Origin of the sequence: Pirellula sp. SH-Sr6A (assembly GCF_001610875.1) — a bacterium.
GTDB lineage: Bacteria > Planctomycetota > Planctomycetia > Pirellulales > Pirellulaceae > JBKCUI01.
The window spans coordinates 3445894-3468761 of sequence record NZ_CP011272.1; the positions used below are offsets into that span (position 1 = coordinate 3445894).

The window sequence follows — 22868 nt, forward strand, 5'->3', positions numbered from 1 at the left end:
AAAAGGAGCGTCGGTGCATTGCGGAGAACGGTCCGGTGCGGGGCACCTCTAGTTATCGTCGCGACGAGACCAAATTGCAACGTTTTCTTGCTGGTGGCTCAGCGCAGCGAAGCCTTGGAGATGGCGCGATCCAAGTCTGCCGGAACCACTCCGATTTCGGAAGCCAACTGGCGGAGGAAATCGATCATGAACTCGGTCCGCTGCGAGGCGATCCTGCGACCTTGATCGGTTTGCATCGTCTTTGCGAGTCCGAGCAACTTGGCAAAGAAGTGATCGATCGACTGCACGGTGTCCTGGGGTGGTCGATCGATCGGAAAGGGTTGGTCGGCGCAGTAAAGAAGTTGCCGCATCGATCCGCCCGTCATCAAGCAGCGCGATATACCGATGGCTCCAATCGCTTCGAGTCGGTCGGCGTCTTGAACGACCTTCGCCTCCAAGCTTTCGCAGGGAATCCCGGCAGAGAAACTGTGAGCCGCAATGCAGTGCTCGATCGGTTCGAGCCATTCGACCGGATAACGAATGGAATGAAGGAATTCGAGGGCGGCTGCGGCTGCCAGTCGGGAGGCCTTGCTACGCTCCGGCGAATTTTTGGGGACCATGACGCAGTCGTGCAACCAGGCCGCGGGAAGAACGATGTTCACCTCGGCACCCTCGCTCGCTCCAATCGCGATCGCATTCTGAACAACTCGTTGCACATGATCGATCCCATGCCCGGCATCAGCATGTGCCATCCGCGTGCGAATCCATGGAAGGATTGTGGCGCTCCATTGGGAACTCCACGCATCGGAATAAAGCGGGTTTTCTGGGCTCGTCACCGAGGGATCCTTCAAATGCCCAAGTACGATCGAAGCCAGCTGAGAGTAGATCGGCTGGAGGGCGTGTCGTCGTCGGTCTTTTTCAGCAGCTCGACGACTTGGCGTCGCTCTGCCAATGACAACGTAGAGGGTTCCCTGCGAGAATCACCCTCCGTCTCGGCTTCGGAAGCATCTTCATCCAAGGCGATTGCCTGATCGACCACCTCGCCTGCCATCAGTTGGATCGAGCAAGTGGCGTCGACCGCGGTTGCCTCCGTGGATCGGCGACCGATCGATCGGTTGATCGGGGATATCGAAGGGGGTGGAGGCGGTGCGTTGTCAGCTTGATCGAGCGGGCAGGACAGCTGGACCCGTTCGTACAGATCGGCCCGTCCTCGCGGATCGAGCAGCTTGTAAGCCGCAATGGCTACTTCCGCCCGATGCAGATCGACCGTAGAGGGATGCGATCTGCCGGACAATTCTTTGGCCCGAATCCTGGCCGCATCTCGAATGATTTCAATGCGGCATTCCCCTCGTTTCAGCCCGAGGGTTTGGAAGTAATGGGCGTTCTGGTCGATTCTGGTTCGGGTTCTCAAAGGTTTTTTCATGGTGGGTTAGTCGCATCCTCGTAGGATCGGGGTCGCTTCCTGCTTTCCTATCGGCTGCATCTTAGTCGCTAACTCGATTCGGTTCCCTGTCTTTTATTGCCCTATTCGACGGTCTTCAGGGCGAAAAAGTTCATCGAAATTTCTATTGGCGGATTGGAGGGCCAAGTCCACATGTCTAGGAGCACCAAAAAGCCGCAAAGGATTCGGCGGCGGGCTAGAAAAATTGGACTGAATTTTTCAGCGGATCGGACTGGGCAAGCCAGCGAGGATAAGAAAATCTTTTAAATTGCTTGAACCGGAGTGAACCCCCCCAATTGGAAGCGTGACAATAGGAGCTTGGTAACCTAAACTGAGTGAGTAGATCCTTTGCCAAGAAACAAATCGAACTGAGAACCGAAGTCGCATGGTGGAAACCGAATCAGGAACCCTCTCCCCCCAAACTGTCGCCGATAGCATTGCCAACGCAAAACTCGCGGCACGGGCCGCTGCCGAAAGCAAAGGACAAGACATCGTTTTGCTCGATATCTCTAAGCAAACGAGCATTTTCGACTGCTTTTTGATTGTCACGGGAACGAGTCGCCGGCAATTGCATGCGATCGCGGAAGAAATCCATCGATTGCTCAAGGCGCAGGGGGAAACCCGACTCAGTGTTTCCGGGTACGACGAAAGCCGTTGGATCGCGATCGATTACGGCGGGATCGTTATCCATTTGTTCGACGAGGAATGGCGCAAATTCTACGACTTGGAAGGTCTCTGGGCCGACAGTGTTCGTATTGACTTGAGCGAGACCTTGAAAGATACCAATGCTCGTGTCAGCAACACCGAACCCAACGCGTAGCCACGAACCATCGTCGCGTTGGCCTCGATCCATCACGTGAGGGATAGCAAACCAGATGGGTATTTCCGTTGAGTATTTGCTCTGGCTCTTACCGGTCTTGATCGCCTCCTCCATGGTGATGGCGGCGACACGGCACGAGCGGGTACCATTGATCTTGAGCCAAGCTATCAAAACAGGATTATGGACTTTGAGTTTCCTGCTAGCGATCGCGCTGGTTTTGTGGGTTGCTATGTTCTGGATTGGCTAGATTGCCAACAACCTTTTTCAGTCTCGACGCGCCGCGGTCGATATCCTATTTGCGTAGTTGGCCTCACAGAATGACGACCTTCAAGGATGGGGGCGTTCTGGAATCTTTGCCGACAGGAGTGCACCGATGCGTTGGATTCGTGCTGGTTGGTTTACAGGAAGTTTGCTTTGTTGTGCTAGCACTGCGATGGCCCAAGTCGCGCCTTATCCGCAGAATGTCAACACGCGAAACGGCGCCATTCTCGGCGGTGTGACAGGCGCCGTGATCGGGGGTGTGATCGGGCACCAGCGGGATGATACCACCGAAGGTGCGTTGATCGGCGGCGCGGTCGGTGCTGTGGCCGGCGGGGTCCTGGGAAACAACCGGGACCATGCGGAACGACGGCAGGCGCCCACGCAGTATTATTACCAACGACCCAACCATTATCACAGCCACTACAACCCACCGACCTATGTGGAGCACCGGACCTACGTTCCAACGAACACCCACGTCGTCACACGTCGTCCGGTTACGGTCAGTGAAGTGGTGAGTATGACCGAAAGTGGAGTGAGCGATGCGGTCATTGTTTCTCACATCCAAGCCAACGGAGTTGCTGTGCGGCCTAACGTCAACGAAGTGATTTGGATGAGTGAGCGAGGGGTGAGCGACTATGTCATCACCGCTTTGCAGCAAAATGGCAATGTTCCGCGTCCCCCGAGGTCGACCGTTTATCGCAGTCAACCGTCCGAGGTCATCATCCAAGAGGAATATCGACCAGCGACTCGAACGATTATCACCACCCCTTCGTCGCCCACCTATCGGTCTACTCGGGCGCCGGTCTATGTCGAGCGACGCGGGTTTTAGGGCATGACCGTTCCTGAACGACCGTCGTGGCAACTACCTGCTGGGGTCTCGCGAGGAACCTGGGATTACGTCAACGAATCAACGATCGCAACCGAGTACGATCGATTCCATGCTGGGCATCCTTTGCTCGATTTGGACAAACGAATTGTCGCGGAGACGCTTCCGCAAGAGACCGCTCGAAGCGATGGCTCCACCCGGCTCATCGTCGATGTTGGATGCGGTCCTGGCCGAAATCTCATCCCCTTGGCAGAGCGGGGATATCAAGTCCTCGGCGTTGATTTGAGCCAGGACATGCTCGACGAGTTCTCGCGAAAAGCGGCCTTGAACGGACTCTCCGACCGCTGCGGTTTTCTCCGCGCCAACATGGCAGATCTTCGATGTCTCCAAGACTCCATCGCCGACGGTGTACTGTGCATGTATAGTTCGCTAGGAATGGTTCGAGGACGGGCAAACCGTCGAGCATTCCTTTCGCATGCTCACCGGATACTGCGTCGAGAGGGATGTCTCATCGTCCATGTTCACAATCGAGGGTCGTGGCTGCGCGATCCGGGTGGCGTTCGACGCACGATCAGCGATTGGTGCCGAGAACGTCGCGACAAGAGTTGGGAGCTAGGTGATCGAATCTATCCCTACCGAGGCCTGCCCAGCATGTTCCTTCATATCTACTCCGAACAAGAATTGCGGGCTGATATCGAGTCCGCTGGGCTGAAGATCACTACCATGCACCGGTTGAATCGCGAATCGTCCGGCCTGCTTCGATCCTCCTGGTTTTCGCATCTTCGGGCGGGTGGCTTCATCGCGATCGCGCACCGTGTGAGGTAGAAGATTGAATTGGGTTGTACTAGATCAACGAGTATTGAGTCAGCAAGTATTGCGTCAGCGCGTAATCTGGCAACAGGCGGTCTTGTATCAAGAGGATTCGGACGACGAACGAGCGACCGCCTTTCATGAGGCAGGTCACGCTGTGCTCGCCATCACGCTGGGTAGACCAGTGGAGAAGGTAACGATCGAACGAAACTCGCTTCGGCTGGGCCAAGTCCACATGAGCAAGCGGCGAGGGCAACCGATCAAGGACGCGGTGGAGGTGCAAGCCCTCATTCTGCTGGCGGGTGTGGTTGCCGAGGCGCGAATCGTCGGACGCTACAACTGGCCAGGCGCTCAGCAGGATATGGTCGGAGTTCGACAATTGGCGCGTTACCGCGGTGCCACCGAGAAACAGGTCGAACGATTGCAACACAGGTGGCTCGATAAGACCGAGCATCTCCTCGACGCGCCGGATACCTGGCTCGCCATTGAACGCGTCGCCGAGGAGTTGATCGCAAAAAAGTCCCTGAGCGGTCGGGCCGTTCAACACATCGTCGATAGAACGATCGATAACGACTAGCGAGGGGTCCAAGTCGTTTGGCGATGACCTGGGCGTCGTAAGGATATGTCCTTGCGATTGACCAATACCCGACCGTCTGCAAGCTCGTATTTCAGGAAGACTTGTACGCGATTGCTCTCCGGTGCAACGTCTTGAAATGGAAGACTTAAATGAAAGCCTTGCGAGACGCCGATCGGTTCAAGCGATTCTTGAAGTTCATCGGGTGTCACGTTCCAGGCCGCAATTCGGTGCGATGACTCGTCGATCGATTCCTCGATTACCACGGTCAGTTTTCCGATTTGCTGAAGCGGTTCCCCTGACTCATTTTTGGGCACAAGGACCAAATAGAGTCCATCGTCACCGGGTTGATCGTCAAAATTATGTCCCCGGCAGAGTGTGTCATGGAAGGCGATTTCGACCATCCGCTGATCGGTCACTTTGCGTTCGACCGGGATATTCGCCGAGGCGGGAATAACAGCCGGATCGTTAGCGGGGTCGATCGGCAAATCGATTCGGCCCTGAAGGATCGCGCCAGGGGTCAGCTTGGGGAGGGTGGGCTGAGGTAGAACGCTCGCGGGCGGGGTCGACGGAGGGGTCTGCGAAGGCTCTTGGAGCCTCGGTTGCTGAGCCGATCGGATTAGACCACCCGGTAGCTGAACGTCCTCTACCAGGTCTTTGGCTTGAGGGCGTTGGATACTCGATTTTTTGTCTTCGGTACCAGGGAGTCCTGGATTGCTCTTGGGCGGTGGCAAGAGCGATTCACCGCCGCTGGGCATGGGCAATGGTTGGGGCGACGCGCTGGGAGGCACTACGTCCAAATTCGGTTCGCTCGATTTGGGTACCGCCGATCTGGGTTGGAGCGGAGGTGGGCTTAAATCGATAACGCTCGGTTCATTCAGCTCCGGTTCAACGGTTTGTTTTGGTTTGTTGGTGGTCGAAGGTTTGCGGTCCCGATCTAACGGGACAGGTAGAAGGGATCGATCGCTAGAGGCATCGGATTTGAGGACGCGGTTCTTCGCTCGGAGCTCCTCGTTGATGCGGCGCAGTTCCTCGTTTTCGATCTCCAGGCTTTGGTATGCGGAGTCGTACTCATAGACCCGATCTTCCAAGGCTCTGATCTCGCCCGCCATGTTCTCGACGTAGATCTCGTTGAACGCCGCGCGGCGGCATCCGGTGACCGAGGCAATGGCGATAAGAAGCAAGGTCCGAGCATACGGCGATCGGTGAGCCTTGGGCACACAGCGGGCGTCAAATCTTCCGTGCGAGGGTGAACGTTCGTAGTCCATGCACGGAGGGATAGAAAAAGTCGGACCGAGGCGTCAAGACGAAACCGGCGCTCGAACGCAGTTTTTCATGTCTGGATACGGTCAATGACGCGTTGGGGCGTTGGGAGGAATGCTATCTATCCAGCTCGGCGCATTTGTTGGCAGACGAGAAAGACTTCGTAAAAGTCCCGAGTGAGGACGACGGGGTCGTCGCCAAGATCCTCGAGCCAAGCGAGTTGCATCGAGGCCATCGCTCGCAACCCGGCGGTGAGATCGCGGACTCGAACGGTGACACGATCGGACGGAACGATGGAACTCTCAGCGGAATTTCCTGCAGAAGGGAACGGGACAGAGACCACTTTTCCGCTCGCATCGAGGGTCCGTTCCCTCGGTGAATGGACATGCCGTTCGACAACTGGTGCGCTGACCGTTTCCGAGTAGCAGTACTGCTCGTTCAAGGTGCAGCATTCGATACCGATCACTTGTGCGGAAGATCGATTCATGAATCAGTTTCTTAGCGAGGGGTAAATAAGGCGGTTATTCCGTGCTGGACTGTATCGACTAAGCCGACTTTGCCGCTTGATCAATTCTTATTGAAGTCACCTGAAAAAGTGAGTTCCACTCGCAAACACCCATGCATATAAATGGGTTTGGACAGTCAGACGCGAAGGAAAGAAAGCGATGGATGCGGAAAACGGGAGCGGTACATGGATTCCGACGACCCTCGATGAGGATCCGAGACGGCTGGGACAACTGCTTGAACAGTATCGTTCTTACTTGCGAATGCTAGCGAGAAGCAAGCTCCACGCAGGCTTGAATGGAAAGCTAGACCCGTCCGATGTCGTTCAAGAAACATGTATCGAGGCAGTCCGGCAAATACGCCTCTTCCGCGGGAACTCCAAGGCTGAGTTCGCAGGGTGGCTTCGCGGAATCCTCGCGGATCGCATGGCCAAGACCGCGAGACGGTATCTAGGAACGCAACAACGCGACATCCACATGGAAGTGCAGTTCCAACGCCAACTCGATGAAGCGTCTGGGCATCTTGAACGCTGCCTTTCTGGCGGAGGTGATTCCCCCAGCGAGATCGTCGTCTGGAACGAAACGACGCTTGAGCTAGCGCAAGCCATCGAAGCTCTCCCGGAAGACTACCAACAGGTGGTTCTGCTTCGGAACTTGCACGGAATGTCGTTTCCCGAGATCGCCGAAGAGATGAACCGATCGATCGATAGTGTGGAAAAGTTGTGGATACGTGCTTTGCTCAAGCTAAAACAAACGATGAAAGCAGGCCATCGTGAGACTTGAGCCATTCTTGCGAAAAAATCAAAAAAGTCGCGGCGGTTTTGGAGACCGACGCGGTACTTAGCTCCTTACCGGAATCATCGGTGGTACGGATCTACTGCCGCTGTAGCGGATTCATTACGAAATCGAACTGGATCGATTTCAACTCAAGGTTTCTGGAAGGAGACGTCATGCAACGCAAGAGAAAACTGGGCAGACCGACACGATTGACTTGTGAGTCGCTCGAGCATCGTCGATTGATGGCTATCGATGTTGGAGTTGTCGACGGGGACTTGCTGATCGGAGGGACCGCGGATGGGGCGGTGACGATTGCCGCCCTCGAAGGTGGCGTGATGGAAGTCAAGGAAGGGGATATGGTGGTTGCAACCTTGACCAACGTCACCGACGATCTCCGAATCCAATTAGATCCAGAGGGAACCGTCAATGATGAAGTCCTGCTCTCGTTGGGGGATGCGCCCATCGATCAGGTGATGGTGGATCTGGGCGGAGGAGACAATGTCCTGTCGATCGACTCGGGTTCTCTTTCGGGTAGATTGTTTTTGTTTGGCGGGGAAGGGAGCGATTCGTTGTTGATGGGTCAAGACGTCGAAGTGGAGGACAATGTTTTTGCATGGCTCGGCAAGGGTGACAATCTCGTCGAGGTCGATGGGAGTATTGGGCGCAATCTCTTCGTCCGCGCCGGAGCGGGGGATGACACAGTGGCTTTATCGGATAACGCTATGATCGGTCGAAATGCCGATTTTCAGCTTGGTGATGGAGACAATTCCGCGAGTGTGTCGGGTCAGATTGAAGGTCGCATGAGTTATCGCGGCGGATCGGGTGATGACGCAGCGGAGATTGCAGAAACGGGAGTCATCAACGGAAATGCTTCCATCGATTTGGGAAAGGGATCGAACCAAGTGACGCACCTGGGAGTGATTGAAGGAAATCTTCGTGTCGTCTCGAAGAACTCGGAAGATACCGTGATCATCGATGACACAGCCATCGTGGGTGGGCAAGTCATCGAGCAACTTGGGATGGAGTCAAAACGAGGTGGCAAGGGTATCGGTCGATTCTTCTTCCGGTGAGATGGGATAGCGCTTCGGTGACAAGATCACATCGCTAGTCCAACTCGGTTTCCGCACCCTCCCGATCCTCTTTGTGACAATCCACATTGCTAGCATGTCGCAACATTAGTGCACGCAGTTCCAGCATTCTCGACTGCTCGTTTGGAATCGCTTGAACGCTGGCGTTGCTCTCGATCGCTTGGTGATTGTCTTCGGTATCGGAGGGGTATAACATAAGGACCTCGTGTTGGAATGACCTTGTCTTCGTCGCGATCACGTTATCGCTTCCCCGATCGTTTGGCTCCCATGCCAACGATGCCGCTGAGAAGGAAACATGCGCAATCATCGCGGTCCATCGGTTGACGATTCGCATGCCGAATTAACGGCAGAACAGCAACAGCGGTTGATCTCCATTCTCGAAAACTGTTTGCAGCGACAACGCTTGCAAGGAGCTCCCTTTGCGAGCGAGACGGACCGCATCAAGCTTCTGGAATCCAACGCGGACTTGGGCGACGCGCTGATCGATGCGTTGGATGGGTTGCTCTGGGTGGGTAAGCTCAGCCCCGAATCCTCTTGCCCTCCGTTTGCTTCGCTTCAAATCCAAGGGTACGAACTCCTGGAGGAGATAGGCAGGGGTGGGATGGGAGTGGTCTATGCCGCCCGCAGGCTGGCCGATAGCAGCGAGGTGGCGATCAAGGTACTTCTGAGCGGTCAGAGACTCGCAAAGAACTTGGTAGAGCGATTTCACCGAGAGGCGAAAGCCGCCGCATCGGTTTGCCATCCCAGTATTGTTCCCGTTTACGAAACGAGCTCCCAAGGGGACTTGTGTTATTTCGCCATGAAGCGAATCCGAGGTGAGTCGCTGGCAAACTGGATCGCGCGGCGGCGAGGCATGGGTGCTCCGATTTCCTCGTTGGAATCCAAAAAGTATTTGGCTCGTGAGTTCGCACAAGTTGCGGATGGTCTGTATCGAGTCCATCAATCCGGAATACTGCATCGAGATATCAAGCCTTCGAACCTCTTGCTCGATCTCCAAGAGCATTTATGGATACTCGACTTTGGACTCGCGTCGATCGCGGATAGCGAGACACTGACCCGATCCGGCGATTTGATCGGAACGTTTCGATACATGAGTCCTGAGCAAGCGGCGGGGAGAAAGGAGCCCTTGGATTCTCGTACCGACATCTACTCATTGGGACTAACGATTTACGAAGCATTCACGCTGACAAATCCATTTTCCAAATACGAAGGAGCAGCGTTGCTCAAGGCGATTCAATCGCCTGCGGTCGAACCCCCACGAAGGTTTTGTCCGGACATACCCAAAGATTTAGAGACGATCATCCTTCGAGCGATTCGGCCAGATCGCAATGCTCGCTACTCCTCGGCGCGGGAGCTCGCGCTGGATTTGGAGAGATTCGCGAATGGTGAGTCGATCGAAGCTTTGCGCGTGACTTGGCGTGAACGAGCGAGTGCTGCATGCAAAAAGTACCCGGACCGCGTTTTGGCCGGTGTGTGCGCCATGGTCGTTGCGACGGGGGCGATGGGTGTGCACAGCGCGGTGGTTCAGCGTGAACGAGATCGGACTCGCACTCAGTGGGCGAGAGGAAATGAAAACTACGAGCAAGCGCGCGCGGCCGTCGACTCTTTGGGGTTTCGCGTCTCGGAACAGCTTGCCGCTCTCCCGGGAGCCGAGGCCTTGAGGCAAGAGGTTTTGCAGGAAACCTTGAAGTACTACGAGGCATTCATCACTCGGTCCAATCACGATCCGCTGCTTCAACGCGACGTTGCAGAAACGCGTTGGAAGATGGCCAATTTAATCGGCATGGCTGGGAGCAAAGAAGACGCTATCGAAGCGTTGGCATTGGCTGCTGACGAACTTCATCAAGCATGGACCGAAACAGCGGACTCGAATTTACTGCTTCTCGCAATTCAATCCAAATGCGAACTGGCAGGGCTTTTAGGAGATCAAGGTAGACTCGTCGCAGCACAAAAGGAATTGGACTTGGCCAACGCTTGGGCGGAAGGAGTATCCCCTAGCATCGACAAAGCCTTCACCGAATCCCTTCTCTGGAACTCGATGGCGATCCTGGCTTACAAACGGGGGGATATGCGAGCCGCGAGCACCCATGCGCTCCGAGCGGTTGAGCGACTGGATATCGATCCGATCGCGAGTTCTACGACATCGCCGAAGGACATCAATCGATTCCAGCAGCGGATGCGTCACTCCATTGCCGATACTCTCCATAACCTCGGTTTCATTCTGGCCGAGCAAGGGTACATACAGGTCGCCGAGCGCGTTACAGCACGCTCTCTGGCGATGCGAACCGCGGCACCTTCCACGCCGCATAGTTCCGATGACTTGCGCCGTTTGGCGTTGTCGTACAACGGCCTCGCATCGCTCGCTTGGAAACAAGGCAATGTGGAAGAGGCGATTCGGATCTATTCCTTCAGTGCAGAGCTTTTAGAACAGGCCGTCGATCGGTTGCCAGGATTGCTAGGCCCGAGGAGAGAGTTGGCAGTCACCTTGAACAACCTGGGAATGGCGCAGTCGAGCGCTCAGAGGTTGGATCTCGCATTGAAGACATTCCAATCCGCCATCGGCATCGCAACGTCCCTCGCAGATACCGATTCAAGCAACGCGGAAGCTGCTAAGCATGCGGCTGGGATATGGAACAATATGGCGATGGTCCAGTTCCAATTGGGGGAAAAAAGGCAAGCTCTCGAATCGATGCAAAAAGCGGTCTATTACCAACAGTGCGTTGCGCGGACGGAGTCCGCCAGCGAACAAGAGAGCCAATTGCTAAAGCGATACGAATCGATGCGTGAATCCTGGGCGATCGAACAAGGGCCGCCTTATCTCGTGGAGACCAATGGATGAGAGTGAAAAAGCGTACGTCGGTCGTGGAGTCGCTCGAGGTACGAAAGGTTCTTGCACAGGTCGATTGGGATTGGTCGTGCTTCGTAGACGAACGTAGACAAGAGTCCGACTCGTTTATCCTGGCATCGATCCTCGTTGAACAAAATTCGAAATTTACGTGTGTCGCAAAGGACAGCACGGCGGCGGGCCAGAGGCAACCAACGCAGGCACCACGCGGTTTGGCGGGAGAGGGAGAAGGAGGCAATAGTGATGTACCAAGCGGAGTCACCAATCCTTCCGGTGGTGGAATTCCCTCTCAACCAACACCAGGAGAGCAGGCACCGACGTTGGTGACGGCAAGGCAGATACCTTCGATTCAAGAAGCACCTGCCTCACCGAATGCAACCGTCGCTCGACTCGAGCCGCTTCCCGAAAGCCGGGCTCCATCGGTCAATCCCGTGACACAAACCGATCGACTTGGAGTTTCCAGTGAGAACCAGTCTCTTGTCGCACCGATTGTTTCGCTAGGCCGGCAGTGGGGACAGGAAGATCGAACGGCCCTGAATGGAATGGCGACATGGGGGATTGGTAGCAACTCGCCATTCGAATTCTATCGAGGGTCGATACCTCCGCGAACCTTAACGATGGACCCGTACGCGGCGGTCGATCGTCTCATGTCCGACTCGTCAGAGGATGACCACTGGTGGAGCGACCAAAGGGAATGGTTCGAGGAAAGGGATAGAAAGGCGACGACACAATTACGGGGAAGCTTGCTAATGCTATCTGTCCGCACCATCCCATCGAGTCCAAGGAAAGAGACGCCGTGGGAATCGGCCTTCTTTAACCCTCTCCCGATCCCCTCTGGAATGGTACATCTCGAAGTGGGTCAACTCGACCACGCCGTCATCGAGGGTGTTCCCGCGTTGACGAATCTGGCGGCATTGCAATCTTCTCCCTTTGGGTTGCTTCAATGGTTCGCTGGCGGAGAGAACAATGCGAATAGGGATAACGCGGAGCGAGCGTCATTCGATCGCACGGACATGGAGATCCCGTCATCGAGTGTGAAAGAAAGCACTGTGGATGTGTTATGGATGATCCTCGTCGGCGTTTTCCTTTCCGAGCGAGCGAGACGAGCGGCTAAGCAGCCGGTCGATGGACCGCTTCGGTGCATCTCGGATGTTGCAAACCCGCGCACTTGGAGGTTGGGGAGGCGGTCTCTCGCCAAGGTACCATGGCGCTAAGATGGGAAGGGAGAGCGATAGAGATAGAGGTTCTTAGTTATCGGCTGCACCGTTGAGGGGGGCGAGTAACTATGTGGCTGCCTTCCAAACAAATGGGGGATTAGGCAGCGTGGTGGCGCGGTGGTTCGGTTCGTCTAGGGAGTTGGCGACCCATTTGAGGAGCCGGTGTCGCGTGGGGAACCGGTGTCGCAGTAGATTCGGAGAGGGGTGCTAGGTGAACATCCAGTTGCGGGAAAGCGATGACGATCCCGTCGCTATCGAGGTGTTTCTTCACGGAGTAGACCACTCGATCTCGCACGTTGGCGAACTCTTTGGTGGGAGCCCAAACGCGAACAATCCAATCGACGGAACTGGCTCCGAGTGCGGTCAATTGGACTTGGCTCTTCCGCTCTTCGTTTTCGATAATCACATCGTGGACGCTTTCGACGGCACGCCACAGGGCGGCTCGGGTCGCGTCCATATCCGCGGAATAGGCGACCCCCACGGGCACTTCGATGCGACGTTCGGGGTGGTAGGTCACATTTTCGATCGTGGAACCTGCGATGGAGCTGTTGGGAATGATCAGCCGACGGTTGTCCGGCGTGTCGACTGCGGTGGTGAACAGATCGATTTCGTGAACGCGGGCTGTGATGCCGCCGGCGACGACCATGTCACCGACTTTGAAAGGTCGAAAGACCATCAGCAGGACACCCGATGCAAAGTTGGAGAGTGTTCCTTGAAAAGCTAAGCCTACAGCGAATCCGACGGCCCCTAAGACTGCGGCAAAACTGGTGGAGCGAAGGCCGAAGTGGTGGAGGGTAAAGATGAGCCCGGCCCCGAGAAGCCCTCGATAGATAAGTTTCTCAACGAAACGACCCAGAGTCTCGTCCACCCTCCGGTAAATGGGTGACGAGATCGCTTTGGACGCGTAACGAGCTCCGAAGTAGAAAGCGACGAGGATACCGAGTGCTTGAGCAGCCGGCATCAGTGACTTTTCTCCTAATGCAAGAAGCTCCGAGAAGTCTCCCTGCAGGAGCTTTTGAGCCGAGAGTTGAAGCTGATCCCACATTCTCACCGTTTGATCGCTGATTTCTTGCTGACTGACAATCTCGTTACTCATAGTCGGAACAGTTCGAATGCTTGCAAAAAGGGTTGGCGCCATGATGGGTAGGAAGATGCCTCGCCATGGAATTCCTGTAATAGCAAAAAACGTACGAACGATTGAAGAGCGTTTGCCGTAGTGGATCCCAACCCTGGGGGGCGATCTTCCAGATACCACGATTCACCCAGCGGGAGTTATGTCAGCATGGACTTGATGATTGCGTTAGCCATCTTTGTCGTATCGGTTGGACTGCTCATCGCGTCGGCAAAATTCTTTACCGGGGCAGCGGAGACGTTGGGGTATCGTTTCGGCTTATCGTCGTTCGTTGTTGGGGTCGTGATCGTGTCGGTCGGGACCTCCCTTCCTGAGCTCATTTCAGCGATTCTGTCGGTCCGGTCAGGAAGTTCCGAGATCGTACCCGGGAACATCATCGGCTCCTCACTTTCCAACATTTTGTTTGTATTAGGTCTGACCGTGGTGCTCTCCCAGAGCCGTATCGATTTGGGAGCACAATACATCTACATCGATTTGAATTACTTGGCTGGGGCCGCTTTGATGGTGATCGTGACGATGTTTGATGGAGTGGTAAATATCTCGGAGGCGGTCATTGGGTTGCTTGCCTATGGTGCCTACGTCTTTTACTTGCTCCGAGCGGGCAATGCCAACGCCGCTTCCGATGCCTTGCCGCACCCTCCGGAAACATCGCGTTCGCTGGGGTGGGCGGTGGGGGTTTTGATCGTAAGCGGAGTGGTGATCTTTTTTAGCGCAAATCAAACGGTGGATTCCTTGGGGAAGATTGCGGAATCCTTAGGTGTGAGCAAGGCGATTGTATCGGTGACCTTATTGTCGATCGGTACTACTTTACCGGAATGCGTGGTGAGCGTCTCGGCTGCTCGAGCCGGCAAGGCGGGGCTGGCCGTCGGCAACGTGCTCGGATCCTGCATCTTCAACGCGTTGATGATTCCTGGTGTTGCCAGCTTGTTCGGTTCCTTGTCCGTTCCTTCGGAATTGCTCCATTTCTCTCTCCCTTTCTACGCAGCGGTCATCCTCTTCTTCTATCTTCTTACTCAAGACAAGAAGATTTCTCCATTCGAAGGGGCTTTGCTCCTTTTGATCTACGCGCTCTTTATGGGGAAGGTTGCGAATCTGTTGTAGGCGCTGCGACCCAATGGTGAACATCCGAGATGGAAAAGATCATCGTTCGATGAGAACACCGCGCGCGATCAAGTCTTGCCGCGTCACGTTTTCACCCCCTTGGATGGTGATCAGGGCGCGAAGTTCAGGCTCGGTGATACGAGTGGTCATGAAGAAGACAGCCAGATCTGCGAAGCAGACGTTTGCGCCGGATGGATGAAAGCTCGATATGGAGGGTTTGGTCTCCGAATTGACTCTGAAGTCCATGGTCGTCACGTGGAGATCGCGAGGCTCTGTCCAGTCGGGCGTGCAATCGATGGACTCCACGAGGAGCAGTGTATTCTCTAGGCCATCTGTGATATCGGAAAACTTGGTGGATGCCGATTCCGGGAATACGGTTCCTTCTCCGGTAATGACGACATAGTTCACCCCGGTTGGGCTCGTGCATGCGGGACACTTAAAGCACCAAGGAATGCGATCTACGGATCTCGTGATTACTCCTCCCCCTTTACCTGCGGCTGTCGTGATGGGGGTTCCGTCCAGCAATCGCAAGTTCGTTTTGGAATCCCATGCTTGCGAAACATCGTAGAGCTGAGGGGCCTGCTCCATAAAGGTTGGATAAAGATGCGATCTCCAGCTACGCCACAATTTGCCTTCCTTGGAGGTCTCGATGGCTATCGGCAATCGCCGGTAGGCGGATTCGTAGTTCCAAAAGGCGAGGCCAATCTGTTTGACATAGTTCATGCACTGCATTTTCATGGCAGCGTTTTGAGCCGATCGTACCGCTGGATAGATCAAACCGCAGAGGACTGCAACGAGCGATGTCACAACAAACAGAGATCGAGTACTGAAAGTTTTCATCCTGTTGACTCGCAATATAGGCAACCAGCGCGGGGTGCAATTCTATTGGCTCTCGATTGTAGTCGAGCGGAGGAATCGCGGTGGGATCTGCAGCTCATTGCCGAACGGCTCGAAGCGGTTCGGTGCGATCCAAGAGTGGGCAAGCCCAGGGCGGAGAGGGCGAGGGCTAGGCGGCAATGGATTGCGAAGGTGGGGCGAGAAATGCGGCGAGCGGGCAACTGAACTCCACCGTCCCCGTTGGTCCGTAAAGCTTGACCTGTTTCTCTTCGGCAAAGTAGACGACGCAAAATCCTTCCAGGGCGAACCTTCGCCCGCAGTACATGCCATCGCGGATCAACGTTGTCTCGAGCATGATTGCATCGTGCGGGATCGTCACTTTCGATGCGACGTATTCACGGAACGTTTGTCGGATCTTGTCAGCAGGGTGGTTCAGCATGCGATGAATGCTAGCGTTCTCAGAAAGGGTTGAAATACATCCGGAGTATCGGCTGGGGACCTTTCCTCATTTACCTATTCTTCGGAGTTGCGAAACCTTTTCGGATTGGGCGGTCTTTGACTCAGTTTTCGCGGATTGGATTCCGATGGTATCGGTGAAGGTATCGACTTTTCCGCCTTGGCGAACTGGCTAGACGGGAAGGCAGAGAGAGAACTCGAGCCGAAGGTTTTACCAGCGTGATTGGATACGGAACATCTGTCGCTTGCGAATCAAGGGCCGCGGAACTGCGAGGCTCGACACGCTTCACGCACACCTGGCTTCCAGCCCGAGAAGCACCTTGGGCGGCCCTGACGATCGTCCATGGATTCGGTGACCATGGTGAACGATTCGCGGGCATGGGGACTTCGTTGGCCGCCATGGGGGTCGCCTTGACGGCGGTCGATCTGATCGGCCATGGTCGCAGTCCGGGTCGGCGGGGATGCATCACATCGTATGAGCAACTGCTGGACGATGTGGAGGCGAGCGCGGAGTACACTCGGGGGTTGGTCGGTAACATTCCCAGCTTCCTCTTCGGTCAGAGCATGGGGGGGAATCTGGTGCTCAATCTGGCATTGCGGCGGCCGGCTTTCTGCGAGAGCATTCGAGGCATCGTGGCGGGTTCGCCGATGCTCAGGCCTGCGACGATGCCCAAAGAACGATTCATGGACGCGGGTCGATGGCTGGCTAAACGGGTCCCGAATTGGCGCATCAAAGCGCCGGTACAGGTCGACAAGCTCAGTCACGATCGACGCGCCCAGGACGCTTATTTGCGCGATCGTTATGTCCACCGTGCGATGTCCCTGCGACTCGCCATCAATTTGATCGATAGCGGTGTTTGGGCATTGGAAAACGCGAGTTCGTTGCGGGTTCCGACCCTGCTCATGCATGGCTCCGAGGATACCCTCACCAGCCCGCAGGCGAGCGCGGAGTTCGCAGCGGCAGCTCCCGGTTTTGCCAGGCTCAAGATCTGGATGGGATGTCGCCACGACCTGCACGACGATCTCCAACGAGAACGGTTCTTTGCCTATGTCGCGGACTGGATGAAGCGGCAGTGCGTTATGGCCTTTTCGATTCCTCAGCATGCCCGAGCAACCTCCATAGTCAATCACCATCCAAGCGAATAGGATAGTGGCGTCGGCGGATGGTCGATGAAGACTGAAACCCCATTTCTTGAACAAGGCTGATTGCAGATGTCTTTGGAATCCGATCGCGATGCGATTCTCTCTCGTACCCAACAACTATTGGTCGCTATCACCGCCGGGGATTGGGATGCTTACGCGGAAATCTGCGACCCGACCCTTACATGCTTTGAACCAGAAGCCCTCGGCAATCTCGTCGACGGATTGGATTTCCACCGCTATTACTTCAATCTTCCCGGTGGAGGCGCACCGAGCGCCGTCCAGTCCACCATGATCGGTCCTCATATTCGAATCATCGGCGACGTAGGGATCATCGCTTACGTGCGTTTGACGCAAAAGTTGGTCGACGGGAAACCGGTAACGACTGCGATGGAAGAGACTCGCGTTTGGCATCGTCAGAACGGCAAATGGAAGCACGTGCATTTCCATCGTTCCCCCGCATAAGGGGCTTGTACTATGACTCCCACCGGGTTCCTTCGCGTCACGACCGCTTCGGCTATCACCAGCGTGGGAAACCCGCACGCAAATCGGATTTGCCTTCAGCGAGGGCTTGAACGTTTCACCGATTCGGACATCGTGCTCTTCGGTGAACTTTGCCTCAGTGGCTACACCTGTGGAGAATTGTTTCGACAATCCCATCTTTTGGATCGGTGTCGTCACGAACTCTTCGAGCTAGCAGCGACCACGGCTCCGAATCAATTCGTCGTCGTTGGACTTCCATGGGTGCACGATAGCAAACTGCTGAACTGCGCCGCTGTCCTCACCGATGGCCGCGTGATCGGGTTAGTACCCAAGCAGCACTTGCCTACCTACCAAGAATTCTATGAGGGACGGTGGTTCCATTCCGGTCAAGGACTGAGCGAAACAATTCGGTGCGCCGAAGTAGCGTATCCGATTCCGCTCGGCTGCGACTTGCTCTTCCAGCACGAGCGAGCGGTGATTGGGATTGAGATCTGCGAGGATCTGTGGGTACCGATCGCACCGAGCGCATACCAATCGATCGCGGGGGCGAACGTACTGCTGAATCTGTCAGCGAGCAATGAGACAGTGGGGAAAGCAGTCTATCGAAAAGGGCTTGTTGCAACGCAGTCGGGCAAATGCAATGCGGCGTACTGTTACGCCAGCGCCGGGCCGTCGGAGTCGACCACCGATCTTGTCTTCAGCGGGCACTGCTTGATCGCTGAAACCGGGAGCTTGCTCGCGGAATCGAAGCGGATTGGAACGGGGCTTCCGATTGGGCCGATCGCCGGATTGGGACCGATCGCTGCCTTCGCAACGGCCGATATCGATTTGGATCGCATCGAACAGGATCGACGGGCGACTGGGACGATGCATCAACGGTTATCGCCCGAGGGTACCTTTCGCCGAATCCCGTTTGCTCTGGAGCGAGGGTCGCGACCTCTACAGCGTTGGATCGATCCCCATCCATTCGTTCCGAAAGAAAACGCGGCGTTGCAGGAACGATGCGATGAGATCTTCGAAATACAGATCGCTGCACTCGCCAAACGTGTCCAGCAATTGCCTTCCGATCTGCCGCTCGTCATCGGTGTTTCCGGTGGGTTGGATAGTACGTTAGCGACGCTTGTGGCTGCCAAGATGCTCGACGCGATGGGGTGGTCGGGCGAGCGCATCCTCGGGATCACCATGCCCGGCTTTGGGACTTCCGATCAAACGCGACGCAATGCGCTGGATTTGATTCGGCTGTTGGGTCTGCGCAGCGAGTTGATGGATATCCGTGCGAGCTGCTTTCAGATTTTTCAGAATCTGAACCATGCTCCTTTCGGCGTTTCGTGCGAAGGCAAAACATGGGAGTCACTACAGCTCGAACTGGAGCATTTGCCCAGTAACAAACGACATGATTTGGTTTTTGAGAATGTGCAAGCTCGCATGCGAACACTGCTTCTCATGAGCCGTGGGTTCGTGATCGGTACAGGCGACCTATCCGAGAGCGCGCTGGGGTGGAGCACTTACAATGCCGATCATATGTCGATGTACAACGTGAATTGCTCGGTCCCCAAAACACTTGTTCGTTTCTTGGTCCGGCATGTAGCGCACACGAAATACGATGGAGAGATTCGTCGTGTGCTCCTCGATATTGCGGAGACCCCCATCAGTCCGGAGTTGTTGCCTCTTACCAAGGACAAGACGATCGAGCAAAGTACGGAGGCGACGGTCGGCCCCTACGAGCTGCACGATTTCTTTCTCTATCACTTTGTCCGAACCGGAGCGCCTCTCCAGAAGATTCGGGAATTGGCGCGCGCAGCGTCCTTCGACAAGCCGTACACCGAGAGTGAAATCGATCATTGGCTCGATCTCTTTCTGAAACGCTTCTTCGCGGCCCAGTTCAAACGAACATGTGTTCCAGATGGTCCCAAAGTGGGAACGGTCTCGCTGTCACCACGCGGGGATTGGCGAATGCCGACCGATGCCGATCCCACCATTTGGCGCGAGGGGTGAAAGAGGCGGCGGCGGGGCAGAAGGGTGCTCGCTGAGGCGCAAAGCTCGGAAAGAGCAACGAGGAGTGGAGATCAAGGGCCGAGCGAGATTTGAAGGGAGCCTTGGTTGTCGGCCAACCCTGAAGATGGTTCGTTGATGCGAAGGAGGAGGATGGCGGGACGGGCGGGAGATTCGAGCGAAGTGCCTTTCCCGATCCGGATGGGAGTCCATGGTTCCGAAGGTTGTTCCGTGTCCACCTCGGCCCAGACACCGAGCAAGCAGCCGAGAGGGAATCCGCGATGGTATTCCACCGTCACACCCGCTGCTTCCGACTCCCACACTGGAGCGCTATCGGGCCGCCTCACCACAATGCGACCGGAGGCTTTGATCTGAACGTTTGTACCGGGAGGGACTGGACCCAACACCGCTTGCCAACCTCGGTCTGAAGCGATCTCCGTTGCGGTCGGTTTGGCGTTGGGCTCGTCGAGTGAAATGCCCTGGAGGAGCAACGAAGAACGGGCGATATCCATACCGAAGTCCAAGTCATCGACAAAGCATCGCCAGCGGAGGGACAATCCGGACCATTGGTCTTCCATCGCTTGAAAGAATCGTTTTGACGACGTCATGCCGTAGTCGAGGTTTCCTCGATAGATCGTTTGGAAATCTTTTGAGAGCTCAGGATGTCCCATGAGGAACGTGCAGGCCGCCCAACTCCAGGAATAACGTTCCATTCGTTGTTGACGCATGTCCGGGAATGAGACGATTGCAGAGAGCTTGGGTGCAGTTTTTTGTTCAAGTGTTTCGCGGATGAGTCGGAGACGTCCCCAGCTGGGAACGTCCTCTGGTTTGGTGGGGAAATAGCCCAATTCCAGTCGTTCCTGTTGGAATCGATGCGTCCCGAGGAGATCGGCCATTCCCTCCATGAGCCATGGGGATCCTGCGCCTCCCTGCCATCGATACATGACCCAGTGGGTTGCTTCGTGCAGGAACAGGAGTCTGCGGTAATAGGTACTAGATTGCTCAACGACGTAGAGTTGATCTCCGAGCTGGAACCCATCCTCCAACCGTGGTACCTGAGCAAGAAGGCCACTTCGCTCCCATCGCGCGCGATCGCCGACGAGATAGACGACCGGCCCGGAGCCTTGAAGCTTGGCGGGAGGGGGAGCAAAGATTCGCTTCCACTGCTCGGTAGCTTGCTCCAGGTAGGCAGGCCATCGCTTCAGTTCGTCGTCGATCTCGAGATCGGTAATCAGCCGCATGTTCGGCGCGACCAACTCGTGGAAGCCTTCGTTCGTCGTGCGAACCTCTTGCGTGAAACCGCTGGGAACGAGAGATTGCACCGATGTCAACCAGGCGACCAGTAGGATGGTAAGACTCAACCCACCGCTAGTGAACCGACGCATAGGCTTTGGATCCTTGGCTGAGGTAGCTCGCGTGAGTCGAGCCTTTTACTACTTACCGGCCAGTTGCGATTGAATTTGCAATGCCAACTCGACAGCTTCGCTGGCCAATTGGCCGCTCAGTCGCGGCGCCACTTGTCGGGTTCGAACGCTTTCAGCCATGTCGCGAATTTCGGCGACGAAGGCATCGATCTCGTCTCCGCCGGGGAGATCGGGGCGCAGGATCTGGCCATCGCGCGTGAGGATTTTGAGCGGCATGGTTTCCGGGGTATCGGAAAAGGCCGCGAACTCGTGTTGCAGGGCCGCGTGTTCCAGATGGAGTTCGAACGCGTGGGTAAAGGGGCGAGCAGGGGCGTTGACGATCCCCGAGCTGCTCGCGACGCAAATGTTGGGATCTTCGAAGCGGTACAGCACGTGCACATACTCTGCGACATCCCCCCGCATGCGTCCGATCGCATCGACGCTGACCGGTTTACCGAAAAGGAGTTGGATCCAATGCAAGTCATGGACATGGAGATCGACGAGCGGACCCCCGACACGGTTCGGGTCGTAGAAGTCCGGGATCCAGGTCGGATCGGAGATAACGCGTTTGAAGTAGCCGCCGATGGGTTTGCCGTACGTTCCCTTTCGCACCAATTCGGTAGCAAAAGCAAAGGCTCCCATGTAGGGGAGAACATGGGCGACCATGACGAGACGGCCATTCGCGTTGGCGGCGTCCATGATGCGTCGGCTATCTGCTGCGGTGAGGGCGATCGGCTTTTCGCAGAAGACATCCTTGCCGTGCTCGATGGCTTGTACGGCTGCATTAGCGTGCAAATGGGGCGGCAGGCAGATATCGACCACATCGATGTTGGCATCACGCAACATCGCGTCGTACGATTCGAACGCGGCGATGCCCTGAAGATGGATCTGGTCACCGGGAGGGCCAAAATTCCCTTGGATACCTCGCCAGTCCCCCGCCCGTTTCTTCGCATCTCGGGAGCAGAATGCAGCGAGGTTTGCATTGTCGCTGCGGCGATAAGCTAGTTGATGGATCCAGCCCATGAATCCGATACCAACCAATCCGACGTTTACCATGTTGCCAATTCGATTGCCCGAGTGAGAAACAAATGCTATCGGGGAGTTAGTCTACCGTTTCGGGTGGCGGGGCAGAATCGTCGTTCGGAGGGGCTGGGTCCTTTTTTTCTCTCCAAGTCGGCTTTCTTTGTCGGGCGCGCGGATGATGCGAGGCGAGCATTTCGCGCATCGGCAATTCGGTCAATGATTTCGAAAGAGGTCTCGAAGCGGCTTGGACCAACGTCGCTTCCAGCTTCTGCTCATCCATACGAAGGATCTCATTGATCTCGAACTCGACTTCGAGGCCAACTTCCAGACGGCGAAAGACCAAGCCTTTGAGAGTGGATTGGTGGAAGAAAACGTCGTCGCGAAAATGTTCGGTTCGAATGAACCCAAACTTTCGATCTTCCACGAGTTTGACAATGGTTCCGACTCGCATGAGCAACCTAACCTTCGGCCTTGATTCGGCCCACACTGCTTTGAAAGTATTTGCGGCGGCGAGCACGGACCGCTTCTTGATGATGGCTCTCGGAAAGATCTTCCCAATTCGATTTGCAGAATCGGCAACCGATCTCTTCGATATGGAATCGGATGTAATCCTTGCGATCTTCGTTCATCGCACCGAGGATGTAGCTTCCGATCTCTTCACGGGTGGGGCAGCTCAAACGGTGACGACGCCATATATCTCCGATGGAATGTACCCCATGGTCGCGTTGGGCGACCAGTTGCAGCAATCGATCTCGAATCGAGGCATCGTGACGCAACCTCTTTTCCAGCTCGGACATTTGTTCGGCTGGCAACGCCTCCTCGATATAGGCCAAGAGAGTTGCATCGTTTAAAGGGACCATGTTCGTTCTTGGCGCAACCAAGCGGGTTTTAGGTTCG

General features: G+C 55.7%; 25 protein-coding genes. 13 read left to right on the plus strand and 12 right to left on the minus strand.

Annotated features, from left to right (window positions below):
• Positions 1-98 precede the first annotated feature (98 nt).
• On the minus strand, positions 99-815 hold the full coding sequence (locus VN12_RS13290; protein WP_205855034.1) for an HD domain-containing protein: 717 nt from the start codon (positions 813-815) through the stop codon (positions 99-101).
• 11 nt (positions 816-826) lie between these two features.
• Positions 827-1402, minus strand: coding sequence for a hypothetical protein (locus VN12_RS13295; protein WP_146677294.1), 576 nt, complete (start codon positions 1400-1402; stop codon positions 827-829).
• 403 nt (positions 1403-1805) lie between these two features.
• Between VN12_RS13295 and rsfS the strand changes: the two genes are divergently transcribed.
• The 5 genes from rsfS (at position 1806) to VN12_RS13320 (ending at position 4714) form a co-directional block, all read left to right on the plus strand.
• Positions 1806-2240, plus strand: a complete 435-nt coding sequence (gene rsfS, locus VN12_RS13300; protein ID WP_146677295.1) for a ribosome silencing factor — start codon at positions 1806-1808, stop codon at positions 2238-2240.
• Between the two features lie 55 nt (positions 2241-2295).
• Positions 2296-2487 carry a hypothetical protein gene (locus tag VN12_RS13305; RefSeq protein ID WP_146677296.1) on the plus strand — a complete coding sequence of 64 codons (192 nt, stop codon included), beginning with the start codon at positions 2296-2298 and terminating at the stop codon, positions 2485-2487.
• A gap of 126 nt (positions 2488-2613) precedes the next feature.
• Positions 2614-3330: a glycine zipper domain-containing protein gene (locus VN12_RS13310; protein WP_146677297.1), complete on the plus strand. Its 717-nt coding sequence runs from the start codon at positions 2614-2616 to the stop codon at positions 3328-3330.
• Between the two features lie 3 nt (positions 3331-3333).
• Positions 3334-4152, plus strand: a complete 819-nt coding sequence (locus tag VN12_RS13315; RefSeq protein ID WP_146677298.1) for a class I SAM-dependent methyltransferase — start codon at positions 3334-3336, stop codon at positions 4150-4152.
• A gap of 4 nt (positions 4153-4156) precedes the next feature.
• Positions 4157-4714 carry a cell division protein FtsH gene (locus tag VN12_RS13320; protein ID WP_146677299.1) on the plus strand — a complete coding sequence of 186 codons (558 nt, stop codon included), beginning with the start codon at positions 4157-4159 and terminating at the stop codon, positions 4712-4714.
• Here VN12_RS13320 and VN12_RS13325 read toward each other — a convergent pair.
• Complete coding sequence (locus tag VN12_RS13325; protein WP_146677300.1) at positions 4711-5979, minus strand: hypothetical protein; 1269 nt, start codon at positions 5977-5979, stop codon at positions 4711-4713. The two genes, VN12_RS13320 and VN12_RS13325, sit on opposite strands and share 4 nt — an antisense overlap.
• A gap of 116 nt (positions 5980-6095) precedes the next feature.
• Entirely contained in the window at positions 6096-6461 is a 366-nt protein-coding gene (locus tag VN12_RS13330) for a hypothetical protein (protein ID WP_146677301.1), read from the minus strand.
• A gap of 178 nt (positions 6462-6639) precedes the next feature.
• Here VN12_RS13330 and VN12_RS13335 point away from each other — a divergent pair, with 178 nt between their 5' ends.
• A complete protein-coding gene (locus VN12_RS13335) occupies positions 6640-7260 on the plus strand; it encodes a sigma-70 family RNA polymerase sigma factor (RefSeq protein WP_146677302.1) in 621 nt (206 codons plus the stop codon).
• A 167-nt stretch (positions 7261-7427) separates the two neighbouring features.
• A complete protein-coding gene (locus tag VN12_RS13340; protein WP_146677303.1) occupies positions 7428-8324 on the plus strand; it encodes a hypothetical protein in 897 nt (298 codons plus the stop codon).
• A 34-nt stretch (positions 8325-8358) separates the two neighbouring features.
• On the opposite strand, the gene VN12_RS13345 is transcribed toward VN12_RS13340, so the two are convergent.
• Positions 8359-8538, minus strand: a complete 180-nt coding sequence (locus tag VN12_RS13345) for a hypothetical protein (RefSeq protein ID WP_146677304.1) — start codon at positions 8536-8538, stop codon at positions 8359-8361.
• Positions 8539-8637: 99 nt separating this feature from the next.
• On the opposite strand from VN12_RS13345, the gene VN12_RS13350 reads away from it, so the two are divergent.
• Both VN12_RS13350 and VN12_RS13355 read left to right on the plus strand, forming a co-directional pair.
• Positions 8638-11181, plus strand: a complete 2544-nt coding sequence (locus VN12_RS13350) for a protein kinase domain-containing protein (RefSeq protein ID WP_146677305.1) — start codon at positions 8638-8640, stop codon at positions 11179-11181.
• Positions 11178-12401, plus strand: coding sequence for a hypothetical protein (locus tag VN12_RS13355; protein ID WP_146677306.1), 1224 nt, complete (start codon positions 11178-11180; stop codon positions 12399-12401). Before VN12_RS13350 ends, VN12_RS13355 begins: the two co-directional genes overlap by 4 nt.
• 100 nt (positions 12402-12501) lie before the next feature.
• On the opposite strand, the gene VN12_RS13360 is transcribed toward VN12_RS13355, so the two are convergent.
• Complete coding sequence (locus VN12_RS13360; protein ID WP_168164389.1) at positions 12502-13500, minus strand: mechanosensitive ion channel family protein; 999 nt, start codon at positions 13498-13500, stop codon at positions 12502-12504.
• A 186-nt stretch (positions 13501-13686) separates the two neighbouring features.
• Here VN12_RS13360 and VN12_RS13365 point away from each other — a divergent pair, with 186 nt between their 5' ends.
• Positions 13687-14637 carry a sodium:calcium antiporter gene (locus VN12_RS13365; RefSeq protein WP_146677308.1) on the plus strand — a complete coding sequence of 317 codons (951 nt, stop codon included), beginning with the start codon at positions 13687-13689 and terminating at the stop codon, positions 14635-14637.
• Between the two features lie 39 nt (positions 14638-14676).
• Here the strand turns inward: VN12_RS13365 and VN12_RS13370 are convergent, their stop codons facing one another.
• Together VN12_RS13370 and VN12_RS13375 are read right to left on the minus strand one after the other, a co-directional pair.
• Positions 14677-15477 carry a DUF1559 domain-containing protein gene (locus tag VN12_RS13370; RefSeq protein ID WP_146677309.1) on the minus strand — a complete coding sequence of 267 codons (801 nt, stop codon included), beginning with the start codon at positions 15475-15477 and terminating at the stop codon, positions 14677-14679.
• Positions 15478-15643: 166 nt separating this feature from the next.
• Complete coding sequence (locus VN12_RS13375; RefSeq protein WP_146677310.1) at positions 15644-15913, minus strand: hypothetical protein; 270 nt, start codon at positions 15911-15913, stop codon at positions 15644-15646.
• Positions 15914-16149: 236 nt separating this feature from the next.
• On the opposite strand from VN12_RS13375, the gene VN12_RS13380 reads away from it, so the two are divergent.
• From VN12_RS13380 to VN12_RS13390, 3 genes are all read left to right on the plus strand, one after another.
• Complete coding sequence (locus tag VN12_RS13380; protein ID WP_168164390.1) at positions 16150-17076, plus strand: alpha/beta hydrolase; 927 nt, start codon at positions 16150-16152, stop codon at positions 17074-17076.
• 66 nt (positions 17077-17142) lie between these two features.
• Positions 17143-17535: a DUF4440 domain-containing protein gene (locus VN12_RS13385; protein ID WP_146677312.1), complete on the plus strand. Its 393-nt coding sequence runs from the start codon at positions 17143-17145 to the stop codon at positions 17533-17535.
• 12 nt (positions 17536-17547) lie between these two features.
• A complete protein-coding gene (locus tag VN12_RS13390; RefSeq protein ID WP_146677313.1) occupies positions 17548-19548 on the plus strand; it encodes an NAD(+) synthase in 2001 nt (666 codons plus the stop codon).
• 71 nt (positions 19549-19619) lie between these two features.
• Here VN12_RS13390 and VN12_RS13395 read toward each other — a convergent pair whose 3' ends face one another.
• From VN12_RS13395 to VN12_RS13410, 4 genes are read right to left on the minus strand one after another with little or no spacing between them, the layout of a single operon-like run.
• Positions 19620-20930, minus strand: coding sequence for a hypothetical protein (locus VN12_RS13395; RefSeq protein ID WP_146677314.1), 1311 nt, complete (start codon positions 20928-20930; stop codon positions 19620-19622).
• A gap of 48 nt (positions 20931-20978) precedes the next feature.
• Positions 20979-22004, minus strand: a complete 1026-nt coding sequence (locus VN12_RS13400; protein ID WP_146677315.1) for a Gfo/Idh/MocA family protein — start codon at positions 22002-22004, stop codon at positions 20979-20981.
• A gap of 46 nt (positions 22005-22050) precedes the next feature.
• On the minus strand, positions 22051-22422 hold the full coding sequence (locus tag VN12_RS13405; RefSeq protein WP_146677316.1) for a cold shock domain-containing protein: 372 nt from the start codon (positions 22420-22422) through the stop codon (positions 22051-22053).
• A 7-nt stretch (positions 22423-22429) separates the two neighbouring features.
• Entirely contained in the window at positions 22430-22831 is a 402-nt protein-coding gene (locus tag VN12_RS13410; protein WP_146677317.1) for a hypothetical protein, read from the minus strand.
• Positions 22832-22868: the final 37 nt, after the last annotated feature.

Coding starts and splice junctions, on each gene's coding strand:
- VN12_RS13410 (WP_146677317.1), bottom strand. CDS start 22,831: ATGGTCCCTTTAAACGATGCAACTCTCTTGGCCTATATCGAGGAGGCG.
- VN12_RS13350 (WP_146677305.1), top strand. CDS start 8,638: ATGCGCAATCATCGCGGTCCATCGGTTGACGATTCGCATGCCGAATTA.
- VN12_RS13310 (WP_146677297.1), top strand. CDS start 2,614: ATGCGTTGGATTCGTGCTGGTTGGTTTACAGGAAGTTTGCTTTGTTGT.
- VN12_RS13330 (WP_146677301.1), bottom strand. CDS start 6,461: ATGAATCGATCTTCCGCACAAGTGATCGGTATCGAATGCTGCACCTTG.
- rsfS (WP_146677295.1), top strand. CDS start 1,806: ATGGTGGAAACCGAATCAGGAACCCTCTCCCCCCAAACTGTCGCCGAT.
- VN12_RS13295 (WP_146677294.1), bottom strand. CDS start 1,402: ATGAAAAAACCTTTGAGAACCCGAACCAGAATCGACCAGAACGCCCAT.
- VN12_RS13355 (WP_146677306.1), top strand. CDS start 11,178: ATGAGAGTGAAAAAGCGTACGTCGGTCGTGGAGTCGCTCGAGGTACGA.
- VN12_RS13390 (WP_146677313.1), top strand. CDS start 17,548: ATGACTCCCACCGGGTTCCTTCGCGTCACGACCGCTTCGGCTATCACC.
- VN12_RS13345 (WP_146677304.1), bottom strand. CDS start 8,538: ATGTTATACCCCTCCGATACCGAAGACAATCACCAAGCGATCGAGAGC.
- VN12_RS13370 (WP_146677309.1), bottom strand. CDS start 15,477: ATGAAAACTTTCAGTACTCGATCTCTGTTTGTTGTGACATCGCTCGTT.
- VN12_RS13325 (WP_146677300.1), bottom strand. CDS start 5,979: ATGGACTACGAACGTTCACCCTCGCACGGAAGATTTGACGCCCGCTGT.
- VN12_RS13405 (WP_146677316.1), bottom strand. CDS start 22,422: ATGCGAGTCGGAACCATTGTCAAACTCGTGGAAGATCGAAAGTTTGGG.
- VN12_RS13305 (WP_146677296.1), top strand. CDS start 2,296: ATGGGTATTTCCGTTGAGTATTTGCTCTGGCTCTTACCGGTCTTGATC.
- VN12_RS13395 (WP_146677314.1), bottom strand. CDS start 20,930: ATGCGTCGGTTCACTAGCGGTGGGTTGAGTCTTACCATCCTACTGGTC.
- VN12_RS13400 (WP_146677315.1), bottom strand. CDS start 22,004: ATGGTAAACGTCGGATTGGTTGGTATCGGATTCATGGGCTGGATCCAT.
- VN12_RS13340 (WP_146677303.1), top strand. CDS start 7,428: ATGCAACGCAAGAGAAAACTGGGCAGACCGACACGATTGACTTGTGAG.
- VN12_RS13365 (WP_146677308.1), top strand. CDS start 13,687: ATGGACTTGATGATTGCGTTAGCCATCTTTGTCGTATCGGTTGGACTG.
- VN12_RS13335 (WP_146677302.1), top strand. CDS start 6,640: ATGGATGCGGAAAACGGGAGCGGTACATGGATTCCGACGACCCTCGAT.
- VN12_RS13315 (WP_146677298.1), top strand. CDS start 3,334: ATGACCGTTCCTGAACGACCGTCGTGGCAACTACCTGCTGGGGTCTCG.
- VN12_RS13385 (WP_146677312.1), top strand. CDS start 17,143: ATGTCTTTGGAATCCGATCGCGATGCGATTCTCTCTCGTACCCAACAA.
- VN12_RS13375 (WP_146677310.1), bottom strand. CDS start 15,913: ATGCTGAACCACCCTGCTGACAAGATCCGACAAACGTTCCGTGAATAC.
- VN12_RS13360 (WP_168164389.1), bottom strand. CDS start 13,500: ATGAGTAACGAGATTGTCAGTCAGCAAGAAATCAGCGATCAAACGGTG.